The 20,705-nt window shown below is 61.1% G+C and carries 17 protein-coding genes and 1 pseudogene; 11 read left to right on the top strand and 7 right to left on the bottom strand.

Annotated features, from left to right (window positions below; translation table 11 throughout):
* Window positions 1-122: 122 nt before the first annotated feature.
* Window positions 123-596: a MarR family winged helix-turn-helix transcriptional regulator gene (locus AC0L4F_RS10345; RefSeq protein WP_244688071.1), complete on the bottom strand. Its 474-nt coding sequence runs from the start codon at window positions 594-596 to the stop codon at window positions 123-125.
* Window positions 597-705: 109 nt separating this feature from the next.
* Here AC0L4F_RS10345 and AC0L4F_RS10340 point away from each other — a divergent pair, with 109 nt between their 5' ends.
* From AC0L4F_RS10340 to AC0L4F_RS10330, 3 genes are read left to right on the top strand one after another with little or no spacing between them, the layout of a single operon-like run.
* On the top strand, window positions 706-1,659 hold the full coding sequence (locus AC0L4F_RS10340) for a Bug family tripartite tricarboxylate transporter substrate binding protein (protein WP_244688069.1): 954 nt from the start codon (window positions 706-708) through the stop codon (window positions 1,657-1,659).
* On the top strand, window positions 1,619-2,272 hold the full coding sequence (locus AC0L4F_RS10335) for a hypothetical protein (protein WP_244688067.1): 654 nt from the start codon (window positions 1,619-1,621) through the stop codon (window positions 2,270-2,272). Before AC0L4F_RS10340 ends, AC0L4F_RS10335 begins: the two co-directional genes overlap by 41 nt.
* Window positions 2,272-3,864, top strand: coding sequence for a tripartite tricarboxylate transporter permease (locus tag AC0L4F_RS10330; protein ID WP_244688064.1), 1,593 nt, complete (start codon window positions 2,272-2,274; stop codon window positions 3,862-3,864). The genes AC0L4F_RS10335 and AC0L4F_RS10330 overlap by 1 nt, the downstream gene beginning before the upstream one ends.
* Window positions 3,865-3,896: 32 nt before the next feature.
* On the opposite strand, the gene AC0L4F_RS10325 is transcribed toward AC0L4F_RS10330, so the two are convergent.
* The 5 genes from AC0L4F_RS10325 to AC0L4F_RS10305 form a co-directional block, all read right to left on the bottom strand.
* Entirely contained in the window at window positions 3,897-5,102 is a 1,206-nt protein-coding gene (locus AC0L4F_RS10325; RefSeq protein WP_244688062.1) for an LL-diaminopimelate aminotransferase, read from the bottom strand.
* A 143-nt stretch (window positions 5,103-5,245) separates the two neighbouring features.
* A complete protein-coding gene (locus AC0L4F_RS10320; RefSeq protein ID WP_244688060.1) occupies window positions 5,246-5,641 on the bottom strand; it encodes a DUF3307 domain-containing protein in 396 nt (131 codons plus the stop codon).
* An 8-nt stretch (window positions 5,642-5,649) separates the two neighbouring features.
* Window positions 5,650-5,931, bottom strand: a complete 282-nt coding sequence (locus tag AC0L4F_RS10315) for a hypothetical protein (RefSeq protein WP_244688058.1) — start codon at window positions 5,929-5,931, stop codon at window positions 5,650-5,652.
* Window positions 5,928-6,560: a class I SAM-dependent methyltransferase gene (locus AC0L4F_RS10310; RefSeq protein ID WP_244688056.1), complete on the bottom strand. Its 633-nt coding sequence runs from the start codon at window positions 6,558-6,560 to the stop codon at window positions 5,928-5,930. Before AC0L4F_RS10310 ends, AC0L4F_RS10315 begins: the two co-directional genes overlap by 4 nt.
* Entirely contained in the window at window positions 6,538-9,900 is a 3,363-nt protein-coding gene (locus AC0L4F_RS10305; protein WP_244688053.1) for an adenylate/guanylate cyclase domain-containing protein, read from the bottom strand. Before AC0L4F_RS10305 ends, AC0L4F_RS10310 begins: the two co-directional genes overlap by 23 nt.
* 164 nt (window positions 9,901-10,064) lie before the next feature.
* Between AC0L4F_RS10305 and AC0L4F_RS10300 the strand changes: the two genes are divergently transcribed.
* From AC0L4F_RS10300 to AC0L4F_RS10285, 4 genes are read left to right on the top strand one after another with little or no spacing between them, the layout of a single operon-like run.
* Window positions 10,065-11,600, top strand: coding sequence for a multicopper oxidase family protein (locus AC0L4F_RS10300; RefSeq protein ID WP_244688051.1), 1,536 nt, complete (start codon window positions 10,065-10,067; stop codon window positions 11,598-11,600).
* A complete protein-coding gene (locus tag AC0L4F_RS10295; RefSeq protein ID WP_244688049.1) occupies window positions 11,597-12,589 on the top strand; it encodes a phytochelatin synthase family protein in 993 nt (330 codons plus the stop codon). Before AC0L4F_RS10300 ends, AC0L4F_RS10295 begins: the two co-directional genes overlap by 4 nt.
* Window positions 12,589-13,035, top strand: coding sequence for a hypothetical protein (locus tag AC0L4F_RS10290; RefSeq protein ID WP_244688047.1), 447 nt, complete (start codon window positions 12,589-12,591; stop codon window positions 13,033-13,035). Before AC0L4F_RS10295 ends, AC0L4F_RS10290 begins: the two co-directional genes overlap by 1 nt.
* Window positions 13,032-14,639: an FAD-dependent oxidoreductase gene (locus AC0L4F_RS10285; RefSeq protein WP_244688045.1), complete on the top strand. Its 1,608-nt coding sequence runs from the start codon at window positions 13,032-13,034 to the stop codon at window positions 14,637-14,639. Before AC0L4F_RS10290 ends, AC0L4F_RS10285 begins: the two co-directional genes overlap by 4 nt.
* Before the next feature lie 4 nt (window positions 14,640-14,643).
* Here AC0L4F_RS10285 and AC0L4F_RS10280 read toward each other — a convergent pair whose 3' ends face one another.
* The gene (locus AC0L4F_RS10280; RefSeq protein WP_244688042.1) at window positions 14,644-15,849 is read right to left on the bottom strand and encodes an ROK family transcriptional regulator; all 1,206 of its coding nucleotides are present in this window, start codon (window positions 15,847-15,849) and stop codon (window positions 14,644-14,646) included.
* A gap of 173 nt (window positions 15,850-16,022) precedes the next feature.
* Between AC0L4F_RS10280 and AC0L4F_RS10275 the strand changes: the two are divergent.
* The 4 genes and pseudogenes from AC0L4F_RS10275 (at window position 16,023) to xylB (ending at window position 20,634) form a co-directional block, all read left to right on the top strand.
* A pseudogene (locus AC0L4F_RS10275) lies at window positions 16,023-17,041 on the top strand (substrate-binding domain-containing protein).
* A gap of 235 nt (window positions 17,042-17,276) precedes the next feature.
* Window positions 17,277-18,344, top strand: coding sequence for an ABC transporter permease (locus AC0L4F_RS10270; RefSeq protein WP_244688040.1), 1,068 nt, complete (start codon window positions 17,277-17,279; stop codon window positions 18,342-18,344).
* Window positions 18,320-19,147, top strand: a complete 828-nt coding sequence (locus tag AC0L4F_RS10265) for an ATP-binding cassette domain-containing protein (protein ID WP_473446357.1) — start codon at window positions 18,320-18,322, stop codon at window positions 19,145-19,147. Before AC0L4F_RS10270 ends, AC0L4F_RS10265 begins: the two co-directional genes overlap by 25 nt.
* 119 nt (window positions 19,148-19,266) lie before the next feature.
* Complete coding sequence (xylB, locus tag AC0L4F_RS10260) at window positions 19,267-20,634, top strand: xylulokinase (protein WP_244688035.1); 1,368 nt, start codon at window positions 19,267-19,269, stop codon at window positions 20,632-20,634.
* The last annotated feature ends 71 nt before the right edge of the window (window positions 20,635-20,705 follow it).

Raw genomic sequence — 20,705 nt, 5'->3', positions numbered from 1 at the left:
GCGACTTCTGCAACGTGTGTGGGCGGCCAGTGTCGATGCAGTCCAGTGTGCAATGACGGCTGGGGTGGCCGCGCAGATCACAAGCCCCGGATCACGCCAGATTGCGCAAGGGTCCGGGCGCTTTATGCCTCTGCCGCCACTTCCAGTTTATCCAGCACATTGCGGAACACCCGCATTTCTTCTTCGGAAATGTCCGCTTGCAGCCTGCGTTGACGAACCTGTGTCACCGGCAGGGTTTTTTCAAAGATCTCCTGACCTTTTGCCGTCAGCTTCAGGATTTGTGCCCGGTGATCATGCTCATCAACACGCGCCGAAACAATGCCATCAGCGATCAATGTCTTGAGATTTCGGCTAAGCAACCCTTTGTCCAATGCGGATTCACGCGCCAAGACCGAAAGCCGCGTTGTGCCCGCCACCCCGGTCAGGGCAATCACCCGCCATTGCGTCACCGTCACGCCCGATGCTTCGCGCAGAATCCGCGAGGCCTGTGCATTCAGCTTTGCGTGAACGCGGGCAATCCGGTAAGTGACATATTGATGCAAGCTGATCGGCGCATTGGGGGTGTCATCAACAACTTTTAGATCTTCTGGTGGCATTTATCTCTCCATAACGCCTACGGTCCGCAAATGTTAAAATAGAACACCGACGCCGTTGATGCATCAACAAATTTTTGCATCACACAAGAACGCAGAAAAGGAATATCTCGTGACTTGGTTTATCAAAGCTCTGGCCGCAACCGGTTTCGTCGCAGCGTTGACAACGTCGGTCCATGCTTCGGATTGGTCACCCTCTGGTCCAGTCAAATTGATGATCGCCTTTGCTGCGGGGGGCGGTGCCGACACCCAGGCGCGATTGATTGCCGAGGATCTGGAGGCCAAGCTGGGCTGGGAATTGATCCCGCAGCAGGTCACCGGCAAAGGCGGGTTGAATCTGGCCAAGGCTTTGCACGACATGCCGGCGGATGGCACGGCCATTGGCATGGTTGTGACGGAAACGCTTGGCTACAACATGCGTGTGGCGGATGCCGGGATGACCCCCGATGATTTCACCGCCATTACCACCACATCCAGCTTCCAGATGGCCGTCGTTGCCCCAAGCACCAAGGGCTGGACCAGCTTTGCCGACGTGATTGCCGCGGCCAAATCCGGCGAAACGCTGCGGTTTGGGGTGATGTCCCCGAAACTTGCCGACCTTGCCTATCTTGTTAGTGAGGCACAGGGTGTCGAGTTCAATATCGTGTCGGTGCGCGGCGGTCGGGAAGTAATGAATGGTGTGATCGCGGGCGATATGGATCTGGGATTCATGGCCGGCATTCAGGGCAAGGCGGTCGACGCCGGCGAAATGGTCAATCTGGCCTCGGCGCTGTCGACCCCGCTGATCCAGACGCCGGACGCGCCGGTGTTTGCCGACCTTGGCGTGCCGTTTAACGCCGATGGCTATTTCCTGTTCATCGGCCCCAAGGACATGCCAACCGCGACCCGCGATGCGCTGGCGGAGGCTATTTCCGATGTCGTTTCCACAGAAGGTTACAAATCCAACGCCATGATCACCGCCGCCTTTGGCGGTGCCACGGTGATTGCCGGTGATGCGGCGCAGACGCTGGTGACCGAAGGGTATGATGCGGCGGGCGCATTGCTGGCCACGGTCGAAGCGGAGTAGTCCGCTGCACGACGCAAAATCAGAGCCCGCGCCGATCCGGCGCGGCGCTGTTTCCGATCAACTGTGGCTTGGCCTGGGGTGTACCGCCCTGGCGGCGGTGATTGCGCTGATCTGGATACCGATGGACAGCGGCACCGGGTTGATAGAGGTGCAGCGCCGCCGGATCACCCTGGGCGATGCGCTGGCGCCGACACTGGCCGCCGGCTTTATCGGCTTGGGCGGATGTGTCCTCTTGCTGCAAAGCCTCGCAGCGAAACCCGGGGAACCCGCCGCCAGATTGCAGCGCAGTCACCTGCTGTTTCTGCTGCGCTTTCTGGCGATCTGTGGTCTGGGGCTGGTGTTGATGCGCTGGGCCGGGCCCTTGGCGGTGGCATTGGCTGACCCCTTTGTTGCGGCAGATCTCAACTATCGCAGCCTGCGCGACACCGCCCCGTGGAAATACATCGGTTACCTGACCGGCGGGACCTTTATCGCCGCGGCCCTGATGGCAGGGGCCGAAGGCCGCTGGCGCCCGCGCCATCTGGCCCTTGCCCTGGCGACCTCTCTGGCGCTGGCGCTGTTGTTCGATCTGCCGCTGGACGGTTTGCTGTTGCCGCCAAATGGCGATCTCTGATGGGACTGACCGATTACATCTGGCTTGGTGTTCTGGCGGTGTTTCAGGGACCAGAGGCCTTTGATCTCTTTGGTCTTTCGGTGTCGATCACCGTGCTGATGGTGGTGGCGGGTTTCATTCTGGGGATTGTTGTCGGCGCAACACCGGGGCTGGCCGGGCCGATGGCCATGGCAATTGCCCTGCCGCTTTTGATTTCTGCCTTCGGCTTTACCCCCGATGCGCTGTTGCCGGTCATGGGGTTCCTGATCGGGGTGATGAAGGGCGCGACATTGGGCGGGGCGGTGCCCGCAATCCTGTTCAATACCCCCGGCACGCCGGATGCCTATCTGACCACGCTTGACGGCCACCCGATGACCCGCGCCGGACAGGCCCGCAAAGCGCTGAAAATCGCGCATGTCAGCTCGGCCACGGGTGACACTTTTTCGGATGTGGTGCTGATCCTGTGTGCACCGTTTCTGGCGGTGGTGATCGAGGGCTATCTCGACCTGCCGGAAAAAACCGCATTGCTGATCCTGTCGCTGGCCTTTGTCGCGTCGGTGATCGGGAACTCGGTTGGCAAGGGATTGATTGCCATGGGGCTGGGTCTGATGGCCGCCTATATCGGCACGGGCGAGGATTTTTATCCCCGGCTGTCCTTTGGCACCCAGTCGCTGGCGCGGGGGTTTCCGGTCACCACTGCGGTTCTCGGGGTACTGATCCTGGGAGAGGTGTTCAAATCGCTGGACGATCTGCGGCGCGATCGCCACAGACCGGACGCACCCAAGGCCCCAAAACCCACCGATCACGCGGCGCTGAGCCGGGCAGATCTGCGCCGTATCGCGCCCTATATTGCGCGGTCAGCGGTGATTGGCACCGCCGTGGGGGCGCTGCCGGGCATTGGGTCAACGCTGGCGGCGACCCTTGGCCATACCTCTGGCGCACGCCGTCATGCCCGCAAACACCCCGACCGCCTGCCCTTTGGCAAAGGCGCCCCGGAGGGCATCGCCGCAACCGAGGCCGCCAACAGCGCAGTGTCGGGCGCGAACCTGATCCCGGTGTTATCCTTGGGTATTCCCGGCAATGCCGCTGCGGTTTTTCTGATCCTGGCCACCGAAAGCATCGGCGGCTTCAATCCCGGCCCAGCGGTGTTCCGCATCCCCCCCGACCGGATCAACCCGGAACTTGTGGTCGCCTTTGGTCTGTTTACCATGATGATGCTGGCCAATTTGATGAATTGGACCATTGGCGGGGTGTTCATGCGGATGGCGGGGGTAATGGCACGCGCCCGCAAGGAATTCCTGATGCCGATGGTGTTGTTGCTGACCCTGACGGTGATCTATGTGCAAGATCCGCGAATGATCGCAATCTGCTTTGCCATCGGCTTTGGTGTTTTGGGGTATCTGATGCGCCGCGTCGGCATGTCGCCGTTGCCCTTTGTCATCGCCTTTTTGCTGGCCAGACGGCTGGAAGATACGGCGCGTCAGGCATTTTCGGCCACCGGCGGCGATGCCTGGTTCCTGTTCACCCATCCGATTGCTGCGCTGTTCATGGCATTGGCGGTGGTGTCGGTGGGGTTGTCACTGCGCAGATCGGCAGGGCAACAGCGGCCATAGCCGCCTTGCCCCACCAAGTGCAATTTTGCGTATTATTCGCCCTGTGTCGGCGTGTTGACCCCAACCGATTGCAGATACCGGCGCACATTGCGCGCGGCCTGGCGGATGCGCTGTTCGTTTTCGACCATGGCGATGCGCACGTAACCTTCGCCGCGCGGGCCATAGCCGACACCGGCGGCCACCGCGACCTTGGCGTGGGTCAGGAGCTGCTTGGAAAACTCAAGCGAGCCCAAATGCGCCAGCGCCGGTGGCAACGGCGCCCAGGCAAACATGGAGGCCGCAGGTGCCGGAATGTCCCAGCCAGCCCGCGCAAAACTCTCGACCAGCACATCACGCCGCTTCTGATAGCGTTCGCGGTTCTGCGCCACGATATCCTGTGGGCCGTTCAACGCGGCACAGGCGGCAGCCTGAATCGGGGTGAACGCACCGTAATCAAGGTAGGATTTCACCCGCGTCATCGCCGCGATCAGCCGGGGATTGCCCACCGCGAACCCCATACGCCAGCCAGCCATGGAATAGCTTTTTGACAGCGAAGTGAACTCAACCGCCACTTCCTTGGCGCCCGGCACTTCGAGGATCGACCGGGTCGGGTTGCCATCGTAGTAAAGTTCCGAATAGGCCAGATCGGACACCACATAGAGGTTGTTTTCACGGGCAAAGGCCACAAGCCGTTCGTAAAACGCCAGATCGACGGTTTCAGCGGTCGGGTTGGACGGATAATTGACCACCAGAACCTTGGGCCGTGGGCGGCAATCGGCAACCGCCTTTTCCAGGCTTTCGAAATAGAATTCATCCGGCGTGGTTGGCACCGCGTGGATCGTCGCGCCAGCCATGATGAAACCAAAGGTGTGGATCGGATAAGACGGATCGGGGGCCAGCACCACATCGCCCGGCGCGGTGATCGCCGTGGCCAAACTTGCCAGCCCTTCCTTTGACCCCATGGTCACCACGACCTCGGTCTCGGGGTCAAGGTCGACGTTGAAACGATTGCCGTAATAATTCGCCTGTGCGCGGCGCAGGCCGGGAATGCCCTTGGACTGGGAATAGCCATGCGCATCGGGTTTCATCGCCACTTCGACCAGCTTGTCGATCACATGTTGCGGCGGCGGCAGATCGGGGTTGCCCATGCCAAGGTCGATCACATCTTCGCCCGCGCGTCTTGCGGCTGCACGCATCGCATTGGTTTCGGCGATCACATAAGGCGGCAACAGGCTGAGGCGGTAGAATTCGTCTGACATGGCACTTTCACGATTTGAGGACAGATGCCATCGGCATAACGCCCCCCGCCACCAGTTGATAGCCCGATTTGCGCCGCCCGCCCGTTAGATGGCAAGGAATCCAGATCCGTTCCCGTCCATCGCGCCCCCAAATCCCGGTCTGTTCAATCCGCCGACCCCGACAGCATCGCCGCAACCATCATCAGATAGGTCAATTGATGCAGGCTCTGATCAATCCCGATGGCGCGCCAAAACCCCGGTTGTGCCGCCGTTACCGCGTGATGGCGCACCCATCGTTCCTTGGCCCAGTCGAGATGATAATGCACCAGCACCTCGGCCAGCACGATCAACAGCACCAGACCAAGGGACGGCCCGGCAAAGACCACAACCGCCAGCAACAGGATCGGCAAGCTCAACACCCCATGCAGCGCCGCATGGGACAGCCCGCCAATATGGCCATAGCGGCCTTTTCCCGCCAGCATGAACGGCGTTTGCAGGACGAAATCCGCCAGCAGATGTTTGACCTGCAACCCGGCCAACAACACCAGTGTCAGGATCATGTTGTCCATCACGGCGCAATTGCTTTGTAATACATCATCGCCCCCGGCATTTCGAGACTGCCATCGGGCAGGATATATCTGGTGAATTCAGCCTGAATCTCCGCGGCGATCGCATCGCGCTGCGCGGTGTCCGGCTGTTTCAACCGGTAAAGGGTCGAGATCGGCCCGACATATGAAAGCGATTGCATAAGCGCAGCAAGCCCCTGTGGATGGCGGATGGCGATGGTTCGGCGCTGGCCGGTCACCTCATCATAACCCGCTTTGGTCAATAAGCCTGTAACATAGGTCACATCCGCAAAAGCCAGGGGCCCCGGCGGCGGGGCGGCGCTGACAGGGGGGGGCTGATCGGGGCGGCGTTGTTAGGGGCGGGGCTGGCCGGTGCAGAGGGCAACGGCCCAAGATGGCGTTCCGCCACCTTCAGCGGCAGGGAAAACCACGGGTTGTCGTCCTGCCCCCAGCCATTGAACGCAATCACGGCACCGGGGCAAAGATGCGCGCGAATGCGCCGCAACGCCCGGACCGGATCGGAAAAGAACATCATGCCGATTTGCGACGCACAGAGATCGAACCTTGTCGCGGACTTTGCCCCCGGCTGATCCAGATCATCGGTCTGAATGTCGAGTTTGCGAAAGCTCGGGCTGTCGCGCCCCACGCTGCGCCTGCGTGCCAATTGCAACAGCGGCTCTGACACATCCAGCCCCAGGACCGCGCCGGTCTCTGCCACCTGATCCGCCATGCGCAGGCTGAGCGTGCCCGCACCACAGCCGATGTCCAGCACATTTGCGCCGGGTGTCAGCGGCAGGTCGGCCAGCAATTGATCCATTGCGTCACGCAGGAAAATATCCAAGGCACGCTGATTATCCGCCCAATCACGTCCTGATTGGCCATTCCAAATGTCATGGGTGGCGGTGTTCGCCATGTGTGCTGTCCTGTTCTTGTTCATGAACCGCCGCCAATGCCGCGCGTGCATCGCGCACATCGGGCACTTCCATCGTCGGCGGATAACCCGCCAATGCCACCGCCAGATCCGGCGCCTGTGTCGGGTCGACCCGCACCGCAGAGACCCGCGCGCGCAACGCACAAAAAACCGCCCCCTGAGCATCCGCCAATGTGGCGGCCTCATTGAACATAGCAAGCGCCTGAGCGATCTCGCCACGCTCCGCGAGCAACTCCCCCTGAACCCGCAACACTTCGGGCCGCACCAGGCCTTCGCCCGTCAACCGCAGCCGCTCCAACGCTTTTTGCGAAAAATCCCAGGCCTCGTCCGGTTTGCCACGGTCCCGGGCAATGCCGGCCATCAGGGTGAAATACAACGGCTGCAACATATGGCTGCCAGAGGCGGTATATTGCGCATATCCCTGTTTCATGATCTCCCAGCCGCGCGCCCGCGCGCCCTGTTGGCACAGACACCACCCCCAGAGAATACGCCCGACCCCGGCATGAAATGGAAATTCATAGCGGTCCGCATGGCGGGCGGCCTGTTTGGCAATGGGCAACAATCGGTCAAAATCGCGCATCAGATGAAAGGTAAAGGCCGCAAAGGTCAGCGACCGCGCCATGGAAAACGGATGCCCGATCCGGCGGGCGATCTCCAGCATTTCATCGGCACAGAACCCGGCCTGATCCGGTTCGCCCAGATACCAAAGTGTCGATGACAGATACGCCATACAGGCCAGCCCCGGATCATCGCCATAAAGCGCGGTATTGCCGGAACCGACCCCGCTTGCATAGCCGTCAATTGCCAGCCCAAGATGCCAGCGCGCCAAGGACAGTTTCCCCAGCATGAAGGCCGTGGCCCCCAAGGCCCGGTTCGCCTCGAGTGCGAGGGCCGGGTCAGACCCGTCTTCATCGACCCTTTGCAGCATATGTTGCGCCACCTCTTCGGCACCAACGTATTGCGCGCTCATCTGATAATAGAGCCACAGGCCGCGGCGCACCTTGAACCGGTCCAATGCGGTGCCCACACGATCGGCCAGTTCCGCCGCTTCGGTATAGACCGCCCCCACCTGTTCCGCGCCATACCCATCGTGCGACGACACCGCCGGGCCGAGCGCCAATAAAAGCGTCAGATGCCGCAGATCGGTGTCGCGCCCCTTTGGCAGATGTCCCACCAGATCAAGCCCGCGATTGTAAAGCTCAATTGCTTCGCTTTGGGCGGACCGGCGCACGGCCCGGTCGCCGGCCTCTTGCCAGCGGGCAATGGCGGCGTCAAAACGTTCCGCTGCGGTCAGATGGTTGGCCAATTGCCGCACATCATGGCCGGAATTGTCGTTCAACACATCGGCAATCGCCCCATGGCGCTGACGACGCAGCGATTTCGGCTGCGATTGATAGGCCGCCTCCTGAATCAGCGCGTGGCGGAAAAGATACCGCGTGTCGCCAAGGTCCACCGGCTCGATCAGCGCCAGTTCCTCCAGCTTGGCCAGACTGGGGCGCAGATCAGCCGGGGCCGCGCCCAGCACGCGGGCCAGCAGCCCCGTATCAAAAGCCCGGCCAATGCAGCTTGCGATCTGGGCGAGAGGTTTGGCAGACCCCGCACTGTCGAGACGGGCCGACAACACCCCCTGAAGCGTGGCGGGAATGGTCAATGCCCCATTGGGCTGGACCGTGTTGCCGCTGCGCGCCAGAAGATCGCGGGTCAGTTCCGAAATGAACAACGGCACCCCGTCCGAGGCTTCGACGATCTGGGTCCGAATATCATCGGCCAGCACCCTGCCGACCGCCAATTGATCCACCATCCGCGCCGCCGCCGACCGCCCGATCCGCGACAATTCCAACGTGCGGCTGGTGTCCGACGATTGCCAGGCCGGGCGGGTCTGAGGCCGTGACGTGGCCAATATCATCAGAGGCAGATCCTGACAGGAGCCAGCCAACGCCAACAGAAATTGATCGGTCAGCGGATCAGTCCAATGCATGTCCTCGATCACCATCACCACCGGACCACCGGCACAAAGCGCCCGAATGTCATCGACGATTGCGGCAAACCATGCGGTTTGGCGTTGATCGGTGGTCTGGCCTTTCGGCGGTGGCGCCAGATCCAGAAGATCCCCCAGCCCCTGAAGATAAAGATAGGGGGATACCCCGCCGCGCAGCGCCAAATCGACAAAGGCCGCCCGACGCTGGTCCAAGGGGGCATCGGGGCAAATGCCCGCCCGTTCGTACAACCACGCCACAAAGGGATAAAGCGTGGCATTGTCGTTATATGGCCAGCATTGCAATTCAAACGCGCCGGCGCCCTCTGCCTTGCAATTGCGCAGGAAATGCGCGGCCAGGTGGCTTTTGCCAATCCCCGCCTCGCCCACCAATGCCACCAACCGCAGACCGCCGCCCGCGGCCGTACCGCGCCACCAATCCTCTAGTCGGGACAGGGGGCCATCGCGGCCTTCAATCGGCTCGCCGCCCAACCGCGCCGCGGGCGAAGCGCCCGAGGTTTCATGACGCTGTGCCGTGTCCAGCCGCCAAACCCCCACCGGACGGGCAAATCCCTTGACCTGACGCGCGCCCAGATCGCTGCGCCGGAATTGCGGGTTCGGCAGCAATTCCGCCGAGGCCGCATCAATCAGCACCTCTCCGGGATTGGCCAGCGCCTCAAGCCGGGCGGCCAGATTGGGGGTTTTCCCAAAGACGGTTTCAAGTTGCCCGGTGCCGGCATCCAGCTTGCGCCCGACAAGGACCAGCCCGGTTGCCATGCCAACCCGCACCTGCAACGGTCGCCCGGACGGGCCGCGCAATTTCCCCACCGCCCGCACCAGCTCAAGCGAGGCATGCGCCGCCCGTTGTGGTGCGTCCTCATAGGCCTGAGGCCAGCCGAAATACACCAGCACACCATCGCCAAGGTAATTGCCCAGATGCCCGCCCCACAGCAACACCGTCTGCCGACAGATGTCGACAAACCGCGCCATCAGCACCTCAAGATCTTCGGGATCCATTTCGGTCGCAAGCCCGGTGAAATCGACCAGATCACAGAACAGCACCGTGATCTGACGACGTTCGCCATCGGCGGCATTCGCGGGATTGCCGCCCGGGTGTGACGTCGCGGGGGATTGGGTGGCATTGTGTTTGGCCTGCGGGCTTGGGGCGATTGATTGCTCTCGGCCAATCGCCCGCAGCAGACGTTTGCGGGCGCCCATCGGCAGGCCGATCTCGCGCAGGTCGGCGTCGGTCAATGTCCCCAGAACATCAAGCCCGATGTCGTGTTCCAGAAACCAGGCGGCGTATTTCTCAAGCCCATGACCACGAAGCCAATCTTCAACTTGCAAGTGGCCTCCTTTCGATGGCGCTTGTTTCGCTTGGAACTGACACCATCAAGCGCGTAAGTGACCCATATCACAAGTTAAATTGTTTAAGGTGGCAAGCAATACAGACGATAGTCGCTTTTTTTTCCGTTTCGTGCCAGAAACACCACCATAAGGGGAGACCCGTCATGCATAATCGCAGACAAATCATGGCATTTGGCCTTGGCGGTCTGGCCCTTGGCGGGGCCACGATCACAGGATTATCGCGCGCGTCGGCCAAGGACGGGCTGGCGGAACATGCGCTTGGCGGGGTCGGCGATCTGGCCAACCCGCCGCAAATCCACAGCCAGAACGGCCTGTTGCAGACCACCCTGCGCCCCACCCTGGCCGAGGTATTGGTGGACGAACAGCCCCGCAAGCTTCGCCGATACAATGATGGATTGCCGGGACCGACCCTGCGGGTGAAACCGGGCGACCGCATGGAAATCACGCTGGAGAACGCCCTGCCGCCCAATGCGCCGCCGTTGCGTGCGCTTGACACATTTCCGGCTTTCGGGCCGGGGGATATTTGCGGGCCGGTCGGCACCACCCATGTTGCGCCGCATGACCTCAACACCACCAACCTGCATTTTCACGGCATGCATGTCAGCCCCAAGGGCAACAGCGACAATGTATTCCTGACGGTCGAGCCGGGGTCCGCCTTCACCTATGAAGTGCAGATCCCCGACAATCACCCGATTGGTGCCTTCTGGTATCATCCGCATTGGCATGGCTCTGTTGCCGCCCAGATCGGCACCGGCATGGCCGGGCTGATCCTGGTTGAACCGGAGGATTATGTGCCGCCGGGCCTGCCCGAACGGCAGGTCATCATACAGACCGTGATTGGCAGCGATCTGGCGGCGTTTGACGATCCGCAACAATTCATGTCGCTGCAAGCGCCACGTATTTTCACCCTGAACGGTCAGTTTCGGCCCACCATTCGCCTGCGTCAGGGTGAGCGGCAATTCTGGCGCATATTGCTGGCCAATGATTTCCAATTCTGCCCGCTGAATTTTGCCGACATGGGCCTGCGTGCGATCCTGATTGGTCGCGATGGCATCCCCCTGCCCGCCCCCAAGGAGGTTGACCGCCTTCTGTTGTCACCCGGCAATCGGTTCGATGTAGTGGTTGAGGGGGCGCAGCCCGGCCTGCATGACATGGTGCGCCAACCCTATCGCCATGGGTTGGTGGATCTGGAGGAACGGATCATCGCCCAGGTCCAGATCGAGGCGGGCGGCATGCCCTCGGACCTGATGCCGGCCCCGGCCGCGACACCGCCCGACATTACCGATGCCGAGATTGTCCGCAGCCGAAAAGTGGTTTTGGGCGAGGTCCGCGATCCCCGTGCGGTCTTTGACCTGGCCTTTACCATTGACGGGCAATCCTATGATCCGAACACTTGGCATCTGGACCCGAAATTGAACACCGCCGAGGAATGGACCTTCGTCAACACCACCGCCTATCCGCACCCGATGCACATTCATATCAACCCGTTTCAGGTGGTCGCCATCAACGGTGTGCCGGTGCCGGACCGGCCCTGGTACGATACATGCGTGGTGCCCGCCGCCGGAACATTGACCATCCGCACAAGGTTCGAGGACTTCGATGGCGATTTCGTCACCCATTGCCACATCCTGCCGCATGAAGACGCCGGAATGATGATGAACATAAGGATCACCACATGAGCATTCTGCGCCTCGCGTTTGCCGCCTTTGCCGTTGCCGCCGCGCCAGTTCTGGCCGAGGTTCAGACCGTGAATGCCCAGACCTGCCTGTCCTGTCATTCGGTGGATGGTGTGGCGCATATTGATCATGTCCCGATCATTCATGGCCAATCCGAAACCTATCTGCGCCATGCTTTGCACGCCTATAAATCCGGCCAGCGCAGCGGCGGCACCGCCGATGTGATGCAGGCCGTGGCACAGGATCTGAGCGCGGCGCAGATCGACCAGCTGGCGGCGTTCTTTGGCACCGACGCCTCCATCGTGCAGACCGCGCCCATTTCCCATTTGATCAAGGCATCTGCCGAGGGCGCCGATGGTCGACTGGTCTATCTGACCACCAAAGAGGGCAGCGCGCGGGTCGTCGAAAGCCGGTTCAACGGCGATTATTTCCGTGTCGCGCCCTATGTCGAAAGCGAAAAGTTCCTGACATTCTGTTCCATCGCCACCATGGCGGCGGTGCTGAATTCCTTTGAAGACGCGCTGAAACGGCCCATCGACACCGCGCGTTACCCCTATCCCTATTTCACCCAGGACAATATCTTCAACGAAGACAACCAACAGGTCAAAACCTTCGAAGGGGTGGTGACCGACGGGCTGACCCTGGATCAGATCGGGCTGTTCCTGACCCATCTGGACGTGCGGCCCAGCACCATCTTTGCCGATGAAAACAGCATCGAACACATGCGCAATGCGATTATGGAAGGCCTGTCAGACCCGGCTGTGCGGGTGATCTTGAATTACAACCGCGGCATTGTCGGCCAGAACGGTTCTGGCCATGTCTCGCCCATCGCGGCTTATCACCAGCCCAGCAACTCTGTGCTGGTGCTGGATGTGGCGGGTTACAAATATCCGCCCGCCTGGATTCCGATGGACATGCTCTACAAGGCAATGCTGGACGTCGATACCTCGTCCAAGCGGTCCCGTGGGCTGGCACTGGTGAGGACATTCTGATGATGGAATTTGGTCGTCGCGATGTGATCCGCATTCTTGGGGCGGCCATGGCAATGGCCCCGGCCCCCGCTTTGGCGCGGCTCGGGGTTGCGGATGATCTGGCGGTGTTCCGCGACATCATCCGCGCCGTCGGCGGCACCAACTATATGCCACAAGCCTTGGCCACGGCCTGTGAAACTGAATTTGCCCGCGCCTTTGGGGTTGAGGCGATGTTTTCGCTGGTGGCCTTGGCCCGGCGTCGTCCGGTGCTGGATGACATGGCCGCAGATGCCAGCACCCGTGCCGCCGACCAACTGCGCTGGATTGCGACCTTCCTTTACACCGGCGAGGTCGATGGCGAGGTGCGATATTACGATTATTGCCTTGGCTGGCAATCGCTGACCTTTGCCACCGCGCCGGGGCTTTGTGGCGGGCCATTTGGCCATTGGGTGGAGCCGCAGCGATGACCATGCCAGTGCCGGAAAACGTCGATGTGCTGGTGGTTGGCGCCGGTATGGCCGGATCACATCTGGCGCTGGAACTGGCCAATGCCGGGCGACAGGTCACGGTGCTGGAGGCCGGGCCAAAACGACCGCGCCAGGATTGGATGTCGATTTTCACCAATAACCCGGTCAAAGGCCCGCAGGCGCCTTATCCATCGAACCCCTGGGCGCCACATCCCGAGGACAATGGCTATGCCACGTTTTACGACCAGGCCGGGCCGATGGAATTTGCCGGGGCTTATCTGCGGATCTACGGCGGGTCGACCTGGCATTGGACCGGCTTTGCCGACCGCCTGCGCCCGGCTGATTTCGCAATGAAATCCACCTATGGCGTCGCCGAGGACTGGCCGGTGACCTATGAGGATCTGGAACCCTATTATGCGCGCGCCGAAAAGATCTGGGGCGTTGCGGGCAGCATGGACGATGTCTGGGGCGCGCCGCGCAAGGAACCCTATCCCATGCCGCCAATTCCGGCGACCTATATGGACAGCCGGGTCGATATTGCCCTGGCCGAAATGGGCCTGCATTCCGGTATTTTCAGCCATGCGCGCAATTCCGTGCAATTCGACAGCCGACCGCCGTGTTGCGGCAACAATACCTGTGTGCCGATCTGCCCCATCGGGGCGAAGCTGGACGGATCGGTGATCGCCGACAAGGCCGCAGCGGCCGGCGCGCAGATCATCACCGAGGCGGTGGTGACGATGATCCATGTCGGGCCGGATGGCATGGTCAGCGGCGTCGATGTGCGCCGCCCGGATGGCACACAAACGCGCGTCACCGCCAATATCTATGCCCTGTGCTGTCATGCGATTGAAAATCCCCGGCTGTTGCTGATGTCAGCCCAGGAAAACGCCCCGAACGGCGTGGCAAACGGATCGGATGCGGTGGGCCGTTACCTGATCACCCAGGCCAATCAGGACACCAAAGGCGTGACCCGCGATCCGGTGTTCCCCTATCGCGGGCCGCAACAGACCAGCGGTTTGATCGAGCTGCGCGATGGTGATTTCCGCGCGTCCCATGCGGCCATTGGCACCAGCTTCATGAATTCCGGGCATTCCGGCAATTCCGATGGGACAAATGTGGCCAAGGATCTGATCGCGCAGGGGTATCTCGGGCAATCTCTGGCGCAGGAATTGAACCGGATTGTGTCGCGGCATCTACGGCTGAATTCCTCGGCCGAGATCCTGCCCGACCCGGACAATCGTCTGACCCTGTCGGATGAAAAAGACAGCGCCGGACTGCCGAAATCCCGCATCGCCTATTCCATCGACGCATATACCCGTGCGGGCATGACAATTTCCCAGAAAATGAACACCGAGATCCTGCAACGTCTGGGATCCACCGAAATCACCTCTAACGAGGTTTATCTGTCCAATGCCATCATCGGCGGCACAACACGCATGGGGCTTGATCCCGCGACTTCGGTGGTGAATGCCCAGCAACAGGCCCACCAGCATCCGAACCTTTATATCATGGGGTCATCGGCGCATGTCACCATGCCGGTGAATGCGCCGACCCTGACCATTGCCGGGCTGGCGATGCGCACCGCGGAACATATTCTGGCGTAGGGTCTCAGGCCCCCGCAGTTGCGCTGAACCCGGCAGATCCCAGAAAATACTGCGAGGCGATAGGCCGATACGCCGCGCCAAGAACGCGGGCATTGGCCCCGACCCCGCCTGCGCGAATGTCGGGCCGCAAAAGACCGATGGTCTCGATTTTCGCGATCTTATCAACGGTGCGCTGCACCAGCCGCTCGCGCACCCCTTCGGGGAAAGCGCCGTCAATCACCACCGCTTCAAAGTCGATCACAGCGCAGGCCGACAGGGCCGCCATCGCCAGCTCCTGGGCCGCCATATCAATCCACGGGCCGACCTGCTCTTCGAAATCGGACCAATCGGCACCCTGTGTCCAAAGCAGTTTCGGGTCGCGCCCGGCCAGACGAATGGTGTTTTCCAGCCAAAAGATCGACGCGTGATCCATCAACTGCACCGGTTTGCCCGTCGCATCGCGGTGCATCAACGATCCCAGCGCCCCCGCATTGCTGCGGTTGCCCTCGTACACGGCATCGTTCAACACAACACCGCCCCCGGCAAAGGCACCAATAAAGAAATACGCGTAGTCGCGCAGCCCGCGGCCATTGCCAAAAATATTCTCGGCATAACAGGCCGAGGTCGCGTCATTGAGGATCGACACCGGAAGATCGCTGAACTGCGCCACCTCCTCTGCGATGGCAATGCCGCGCCAGGATTGAAAATCGCTGTCGTCCGCGCCGATGATCTCATGCGGTTTCCACAATTCGAACGGGGCCGCGATCCCGATGCCACACACCCGTGTCTGTTCCGCAGACGGCAGGGTCGCAAGCATGGCCGCCAGACTTTCGCGCAGAAAGGGGAAGACCACTTCGGGCCGGGGAAAGCGGTAGCTGACCTGTTTTTGCATCCGCACGTTGCCCAGCAGATCCATCAACGCCACATCCGCCGAGCGCCGCCCGATCTTGAGCCCGACAGAATAGGCGCCCGAGGGGTTTAACTTCATCGGCACGCGCGGCTTGCCGACCCGGCCGCGCTGCGGGGCGCCCTTGATCAGAATCCCATCCGCCTCCAACGAACGCAGGATCACGGACACGGTTTGCGCCGACAGCCCAGCCTGGCGCGCAATGTCGCTGCCGGGCAATTGCCCCACCCGCTGGATCATCGAAAGCAACAGACGTTCATTATAGTCGCGCACACCACTTTGGTTCACACCACCACTGAAACCTCTGACGTCTTCTTGCGTCATGGCATTTCCTCCCTTACCTACCCTGCCATTTCGTAATTAATAAATCAACATGATTTATTAATTGACGCATGAAACAGAATCAGATCATATAACGGTGATCTCGCTCCAAAAGGGCGAATTCGGGGAGAAAGGCCCAGTTTCGGGCCAAAATCAAATGTCTCTGGGAGGACATCATGAAAAAACTACTTTTGGGTAGCGCAATTTCCTTTGCAACACTGGCGGGCGTCGCCAATGCCGAAAGCCACGCCGTCAACGCCTGTCTGATCACCAAGACCGACACCAACCCGTTTTTTGTCAAAATGCGCGAAGGTGCGGCCGCCAAGGCCGAGGAACTGGGGATCTCGCTGAATTCCTATGCCGGTAAAGTTGACGGCGACAACGACACCCAGGTCGCGGCCATCGAAACCTGCATCGCCAATGGCGCCAAGGGCATCCTGTTGACCGCATCCGACACCGCCGGAATCGTGCCCGTGGTACAACAGGCGCGGGACGCCGGCATTCTGGTCATCGCGCTCGACACCCCGCTGGAGCCGATCGACAGCGCCGACATGACCTTTGCCACCGACAACTTCCTTGCGGGTGAGCTGATTGGCAAATGGGCCGCCGCCACATTGGGCGACGAAGCCGCCAATGCGAAAATCGCGATGCTCGACCTTGCGGTCAGCCAGCCATCGGTTGGTGTTCTGCGCGACCAGGGCTTCTTGCAGGGGTTCGGCATTGATCTCGGCGATCCGAACAAATGGGGTGACGAAGACGATGCCCGCATCGTTGGCAACGACGTGACCCAGGGCAACGAAGAAGGCGGCCGCCGCGCGATGGAAAACCTCCTCGCCTCTGATCCGATGATCAACGTGGTCTACACCATCAACGAACCTGCCGCTGCCGGCGCTTATGAAGCGCTGAAGGCCATTGGTCGCGAAAATGACGTTCTGATCGTGTCGGTTGATGGCGGCTGCCCCGGTGTTGCCAATGTCGAAGAAGGCATTATCGGCGCGACATCGCAGCAATATCCCCTGCTGATGGCCTCCAAAGGGATCGAAGCGATTGCCGCATGGGCCAAGGACGGCACCAAGCCGCCGCGACCGAAGGCAAAGGTTTCTTTGACACCGGTGTGGCACTGGTGACCGACAAACCCGCCGACGGCGTTAACTCGATCTCGGTTGCCGAAGGCAAAGATCTCTGCTGGGGCTAAATACCTGAGCGCCGGGCCGCATCAGCGGTCCGGTTATCACATATATTCCCAGAGTTTCAGGTATCCGGGCCACGGCCCTGTCCCTTGCATCGTCTGACATCAGACCGATCATCCAGCGGCTGACGTAAGCGCATCCGCCACAGCAAGCTGAAGCATCCCGGGGGCGGGCAGCCTGTCCGTCCCCTTTTTCTATTCCCGAACGCCAAAACGCGTTTTTGATCTTACGGAGGGGAACATGTCCAACGCGGACAATTACGAATCCGTCATTCAGGAGGCGAACACCGACGTCGCATCCTTTGACGAGCACAACAAAGGCCTGGTGGGCCGCTTCCACCACTTGTTACACACAACCCCGGCGCTGGTGCCGCTGATCGTTCTGGTCGCCGCCATCATCGTCTTTGGGCTGGTGCTGGGCAGTAAATTCTTTTCACCATTTGCCATGACCCTGATCCTGCAACAGGTGCAGATCGTCGGCGTGTTGGCTGCGGCGCAGACGCTGATCATCCTGACGGCGGGCATCGACCTGTCGGTCGGGGCGATTGCGGTGCTCTGCACGGTTGTAATGGGTAAATTTTCCTTTGATTATGGCCTGCCGCCGTTCTTTGCGGTTCTGGGCGGTCTGGCCGTGGGCACCGGCATTGGCGCGGCCAATGGCTGGCTTGTCAGCCGGGTGAAACTGCCGCCCTTCATTGTCACGCTGGGTATGTGGCAGATCGTTTTGGCGGCCAACTACCTGTATTCCGCCAATGAAACCATCCGGTCACAGGACATCGAGGCCGAAGCGCCGTTCCTGCAATTCCTTGGCACCACATTCAGCGTCGGCGGCGCGCGGTTCACCCTGGGCGTGTTCCTGATGATTGCCCTGGTTGCGATCCTGGCCTATGCGCTGCGCTCGACCGCCTGGGGCCGCCATGTCTATGCCGTCGGGGATGACCCAGAGGCCGCAGAACTGGCCGGTGTCGATGTGCACAAAACCCTGATGTCGGTTTATATGGTTGTTGGTTTCATCTGCGCGTTGGCCGGCTGGGTGATGATTGGCCGCTTTGGATCGGTGTCGCCGTCGGCCACCACCGGGGTCATCGGCAACATTCAGTCAATCACCGCCGTGGTGATTGGTGGCATCTCGCTCTTTGGTGGGCGGGGGTCGATTGTCGGGGCATTCTTTGGCGCATTGATTGTGGGTGTGTTCGAACTTGGCCTGCGCATGGGCGGGGCGAACCCGCAATGGACCTTCCTTCTTATCGGCGCATTGATCATTGGCGCTGTGGCCGTGGATCAATGGATCAGAAAGGTGTCGGCATGAGCATTCTGCAAAATACTGCAACGGACCGTGGCACCCCATTGTTGAAAGGCCGCAATCTGACCAAACGCTATGGCAAGGTCACGGCGTTGGACAATTGTGATTTCGATCTCTATCCGGGCGAAATCCTGGCGGTGATCGGCGACAATGGCGCGGGCAAATCCACCCTGATCAAAGCAGTCTCCGGCGCGGTCATTCCCGACGAAGGCACGGTCGAGCTGGAGGGCAAGAAGGTGAAATTCCAATCACCGATTGATGCCCGCAACGCCGGGATCGAAACCGTCTATCAGACGCTGGCCATGTCCCCCGCCCTGTCGATTGCCGACAACATGTTCATGGGGCGCGAAATCCTGCGCAAGGATTTCATGGGCAAGTTCCTGCGCAAGCTGGACAAAAAGGCGATGGAGGAATTCGCCCGCGAAAAGCTCTCTGAGCTGGGATTGATGACGATTCAGAACATCAATCAGGCGGTCGAAACCCTGTCGGGTGGCCAGCGTCAGGGGGTTGCGGTGGCGCGTGCTGCGGCCTTTGGGTCAAAGGTGATCATCCTCGACGAACCCACCGCCGCTTTAGGGGTCAAGGAGAGCCGCAAGGTGCTGGAATTGATCCTTGATGTCCGCTCGCGCGGGATTCCGATCATCCTGATCAGCCACAACATGCCGCATGTGTTCGAGGTCGCAGACCGCATCCACATTCACCGGCTGGGCAAGCGGCTTTGCGTCATCAACCCCAAGGATTACTCCATGTCGGACGCTGTGGCCTTCATGACCGGTGCCAAGGTGCCCGAAGGCGCCGAAGCGGCCTGATCCGGGCCAAATCAAATCACCGCAAAGGCCCCGGAAAATTCCGGGGCCTTTGTTGTTCCCCCCTATCGCGCCATGGCGCAGTGGCGCTAGGATGACCCACACCCAACCTCGGATTTCATATGTTTCTAGGCATTGATATTGGCACCTCCGCCGTCAAAACCTCTCTGGTCGGGGCCGATCTGCACTTGATCGCAAGCGCCACCGCGCCGCTTGCAACCCACACGCCCAGCGCCGACCAAAGCGAACAGGACCCCGAGAGCTGGCGGCACGCAACGCGGCAGGCCCTGCGCGATCTGGCGGGGCAATACGACCTTGGCGCGGTGCGTGCGATGGGTCTTTCGGGGCAGATGCATGGCGCGGTGGTGCTTGGGGCCGACAATCGCCCGTTGCGCCCGGCGATCCTGTGGAATGATGGCCGGGCTGACGGGATCTGCAACGCGCTGACACAGGATCACCCCGCCCTGGCAGAGATCGCCGGCGTGCGGCCGATGCCGGGATTCACGGCGCCGAAAATCGCCTGGCTGGCCGCGCATGAGCCGGACACCTATGCCAAGATCCACCGCATTTGCCTGCCCAAGGATTATCTCGGGCTTTGGCTGCACAACACCCATGTCACCGACAGATGCGACGCCGCCGGCACATGGTGGTTTGATCAGGCCGCTGGCCAATGGTCGACGGCGCTTTGCAAGGCCACCGCAACCGATCCGGCCTGGCTGCCGCAGGTGAGGAATGGCACCGATCTGGCCTGCACGCTGCGGCAAGAGGCGGCAAAGGAACTGGGTCTGCCAGCCGGTCTTCCAATTGCCGTTGGCGGGGGGGATGCGGCGGCTGGGGCGGTATCGCTCGGCGCGGTTGATCCGGGGCGGGGCTTCATTTCGCTTGGCACGTCGGGGCAATTGTTTGTCACCACCGATGGTTATCGCGCGGCCCCGGAGGCGGGATTGCATTCCTTAGCCCACTGCCTGCCCAATCGTTGGTTCCAGATGGCGGCGATGCTGAATGGCGCCCGCCCAATGAGCTGGTTCGCCGGCGTCACGGATCAGCCCGTCGGCGATCTTCTGGCCAAGGCACAACAGGCTGACACCAACATCCCGCTGTTCCTGCCCTATCTCACGGGCGAGCGGACACCACATGGCGACAGCCGCATTCGCGGCGCGTTTTACGGCCTTGGCGATGCCACCGGATCTGGCGAGATGATGCGCGCGGTTGTCGATGCGATTGCCTATACCTTTTGTGACGCGGCGGATGCGATGCGCCAAACCACGGACATCCCCCAGCCGCTATTGGCCATTGGGGGCGGCACAAGATCGGATCTGCTGTTACAGACCATTGCCGATGCCACCGGCCTTACGTTGCATCGCGGGGCTGGCGCGGAAAGCGGCCGGCACTGGGCGCGGCGCGTATGGCCGCCGTTGCCATTGGCGCGGCGACATTGGCCGATCTGGGTCAAAGACCGCCAACCGACCGCATCTTTGCCCCCCGCATAGACAAGGCCGGTTATCACGCAGACCGCCTCGCCCGGTATCGCGCGCTTTACATCGCGCTGAAACCGCTGCGA

The organism is Marinovum sp. J2-8 (assembly GCF_055808435.1).
The sequence above is the reverse complement of the archived record's forward strand: the minus strand, read 5'-3'. Positions and strand labels throughout refer to the sequence as shown.

What these genes read in the sequence shown, in the direction of transcription:
- AC0L4F_RS10295 (WP_244688049.1), top strand. Translation starts at nt 11,597, where the DNA reads ATGAGCATTCTGCGCCTCGCGTTTGCCGCCTTTGCCGTTGCCGCCGCG.
- AC0L4F_RS10335 (WP_244688067.1), top strand. Translation starts at nt 1,619, where the DNA reads ATGCGGCGGGCGCATTGCTGGCCACGGTCGAAGCGGAGTAGTCCGCTG.
- AC0L4F_RS10290 (WP_244688047.1), top strand. Translation starts at nt 12,589, where the DNA reads ATGATGGAATTTGGTCGTCGCGATGTGATCCGCATTCTTGGGGCGGCC.
- AC0L4F_RS10325 (WP_244688062.1), bottom strand. Translation starts at nt 5,102, where the DNA reads ATGTCAGACGAATTCTACCGCCTCAGCCTGTTGCCGCCTTATGTGATC.
- AC0L4F_RS10270 (WP_244688040.1), top strand. Translation starts at nt 17,277, where the DNA reads ATGTCCAACGCGGACAATTACGAATCCGTCATTCAGGAGGCGAACACC.
- AC0L4F_RS10265 (WP_473446357.1), top strand. Translation starts at nt 18,320, where the DNA reads ATGGATCAGAAAGGTGTCGGCATGAGCATTCTGCAAAATACTGCAACG.
- AC0L4F_RS10310 (WP_244688056.1), bottom strand. Translation starts at nt 6,560, where the DNA reads ATGGCGAACACCGCCACCCATGACATTTGGAATGGCCAATCAGGACGT.
- xylB (WP_244688035.1), top strand. Translation starts at nt 19,267, where the DNA reads ATGTTTCTAGGCATTGATATTGGCACCTCCGCCGTCAAAACCTCTCTG.
- AC0L4F_RS10345 (WP_244688071.1), bottom strand. Translation starts at nt 596, where the DNA reads ATGCCACCAGAAGATCTAAAAGTTGTTGATGACACCCCCAATGCGCCG.
- AC0L4F_RS10320 (WP_244688060.1), bottom strand. Translation starts at nt 5,641, where the DNA reads ATGATCCTGACACTGGTGTTGTTGGCCGGGTTGCAGGTCAAACATCTG.
- AC0L4F_RS10300 (WP_244688051.1), top strand. Translation starts at nt 10,065, where the DNA reads ATGCATAATCGCAGACAAATCATGGCATTTGGCCTTGGCGGTCTGGCC.
- AC0L4F_RS10280 (WP_244688042.1), bottom strand. Translation starts at nt 15,849, where the DNA reads ATGACGCAAGAAGACGTCAGAGGTTTCAGTGGTGGTGTGAACCAAAGT.
- AC0L4F_RS10330 (WP_244688064.1), top strand. Translation starts at nt 2,272, where the DNA reads ATGGGACTGACCGATTACATCTGGCTTGGTGTTCTGGCGGTGTTTCAG.
- AC0L4F_RS10285 (WP_244688045.1), top strand. Translation starts at nt 13,032, where the DNA reads ATGACCATGCCAGTGCCGGAAAACGTCGATGTGCTGGTGGTTGGCGCC.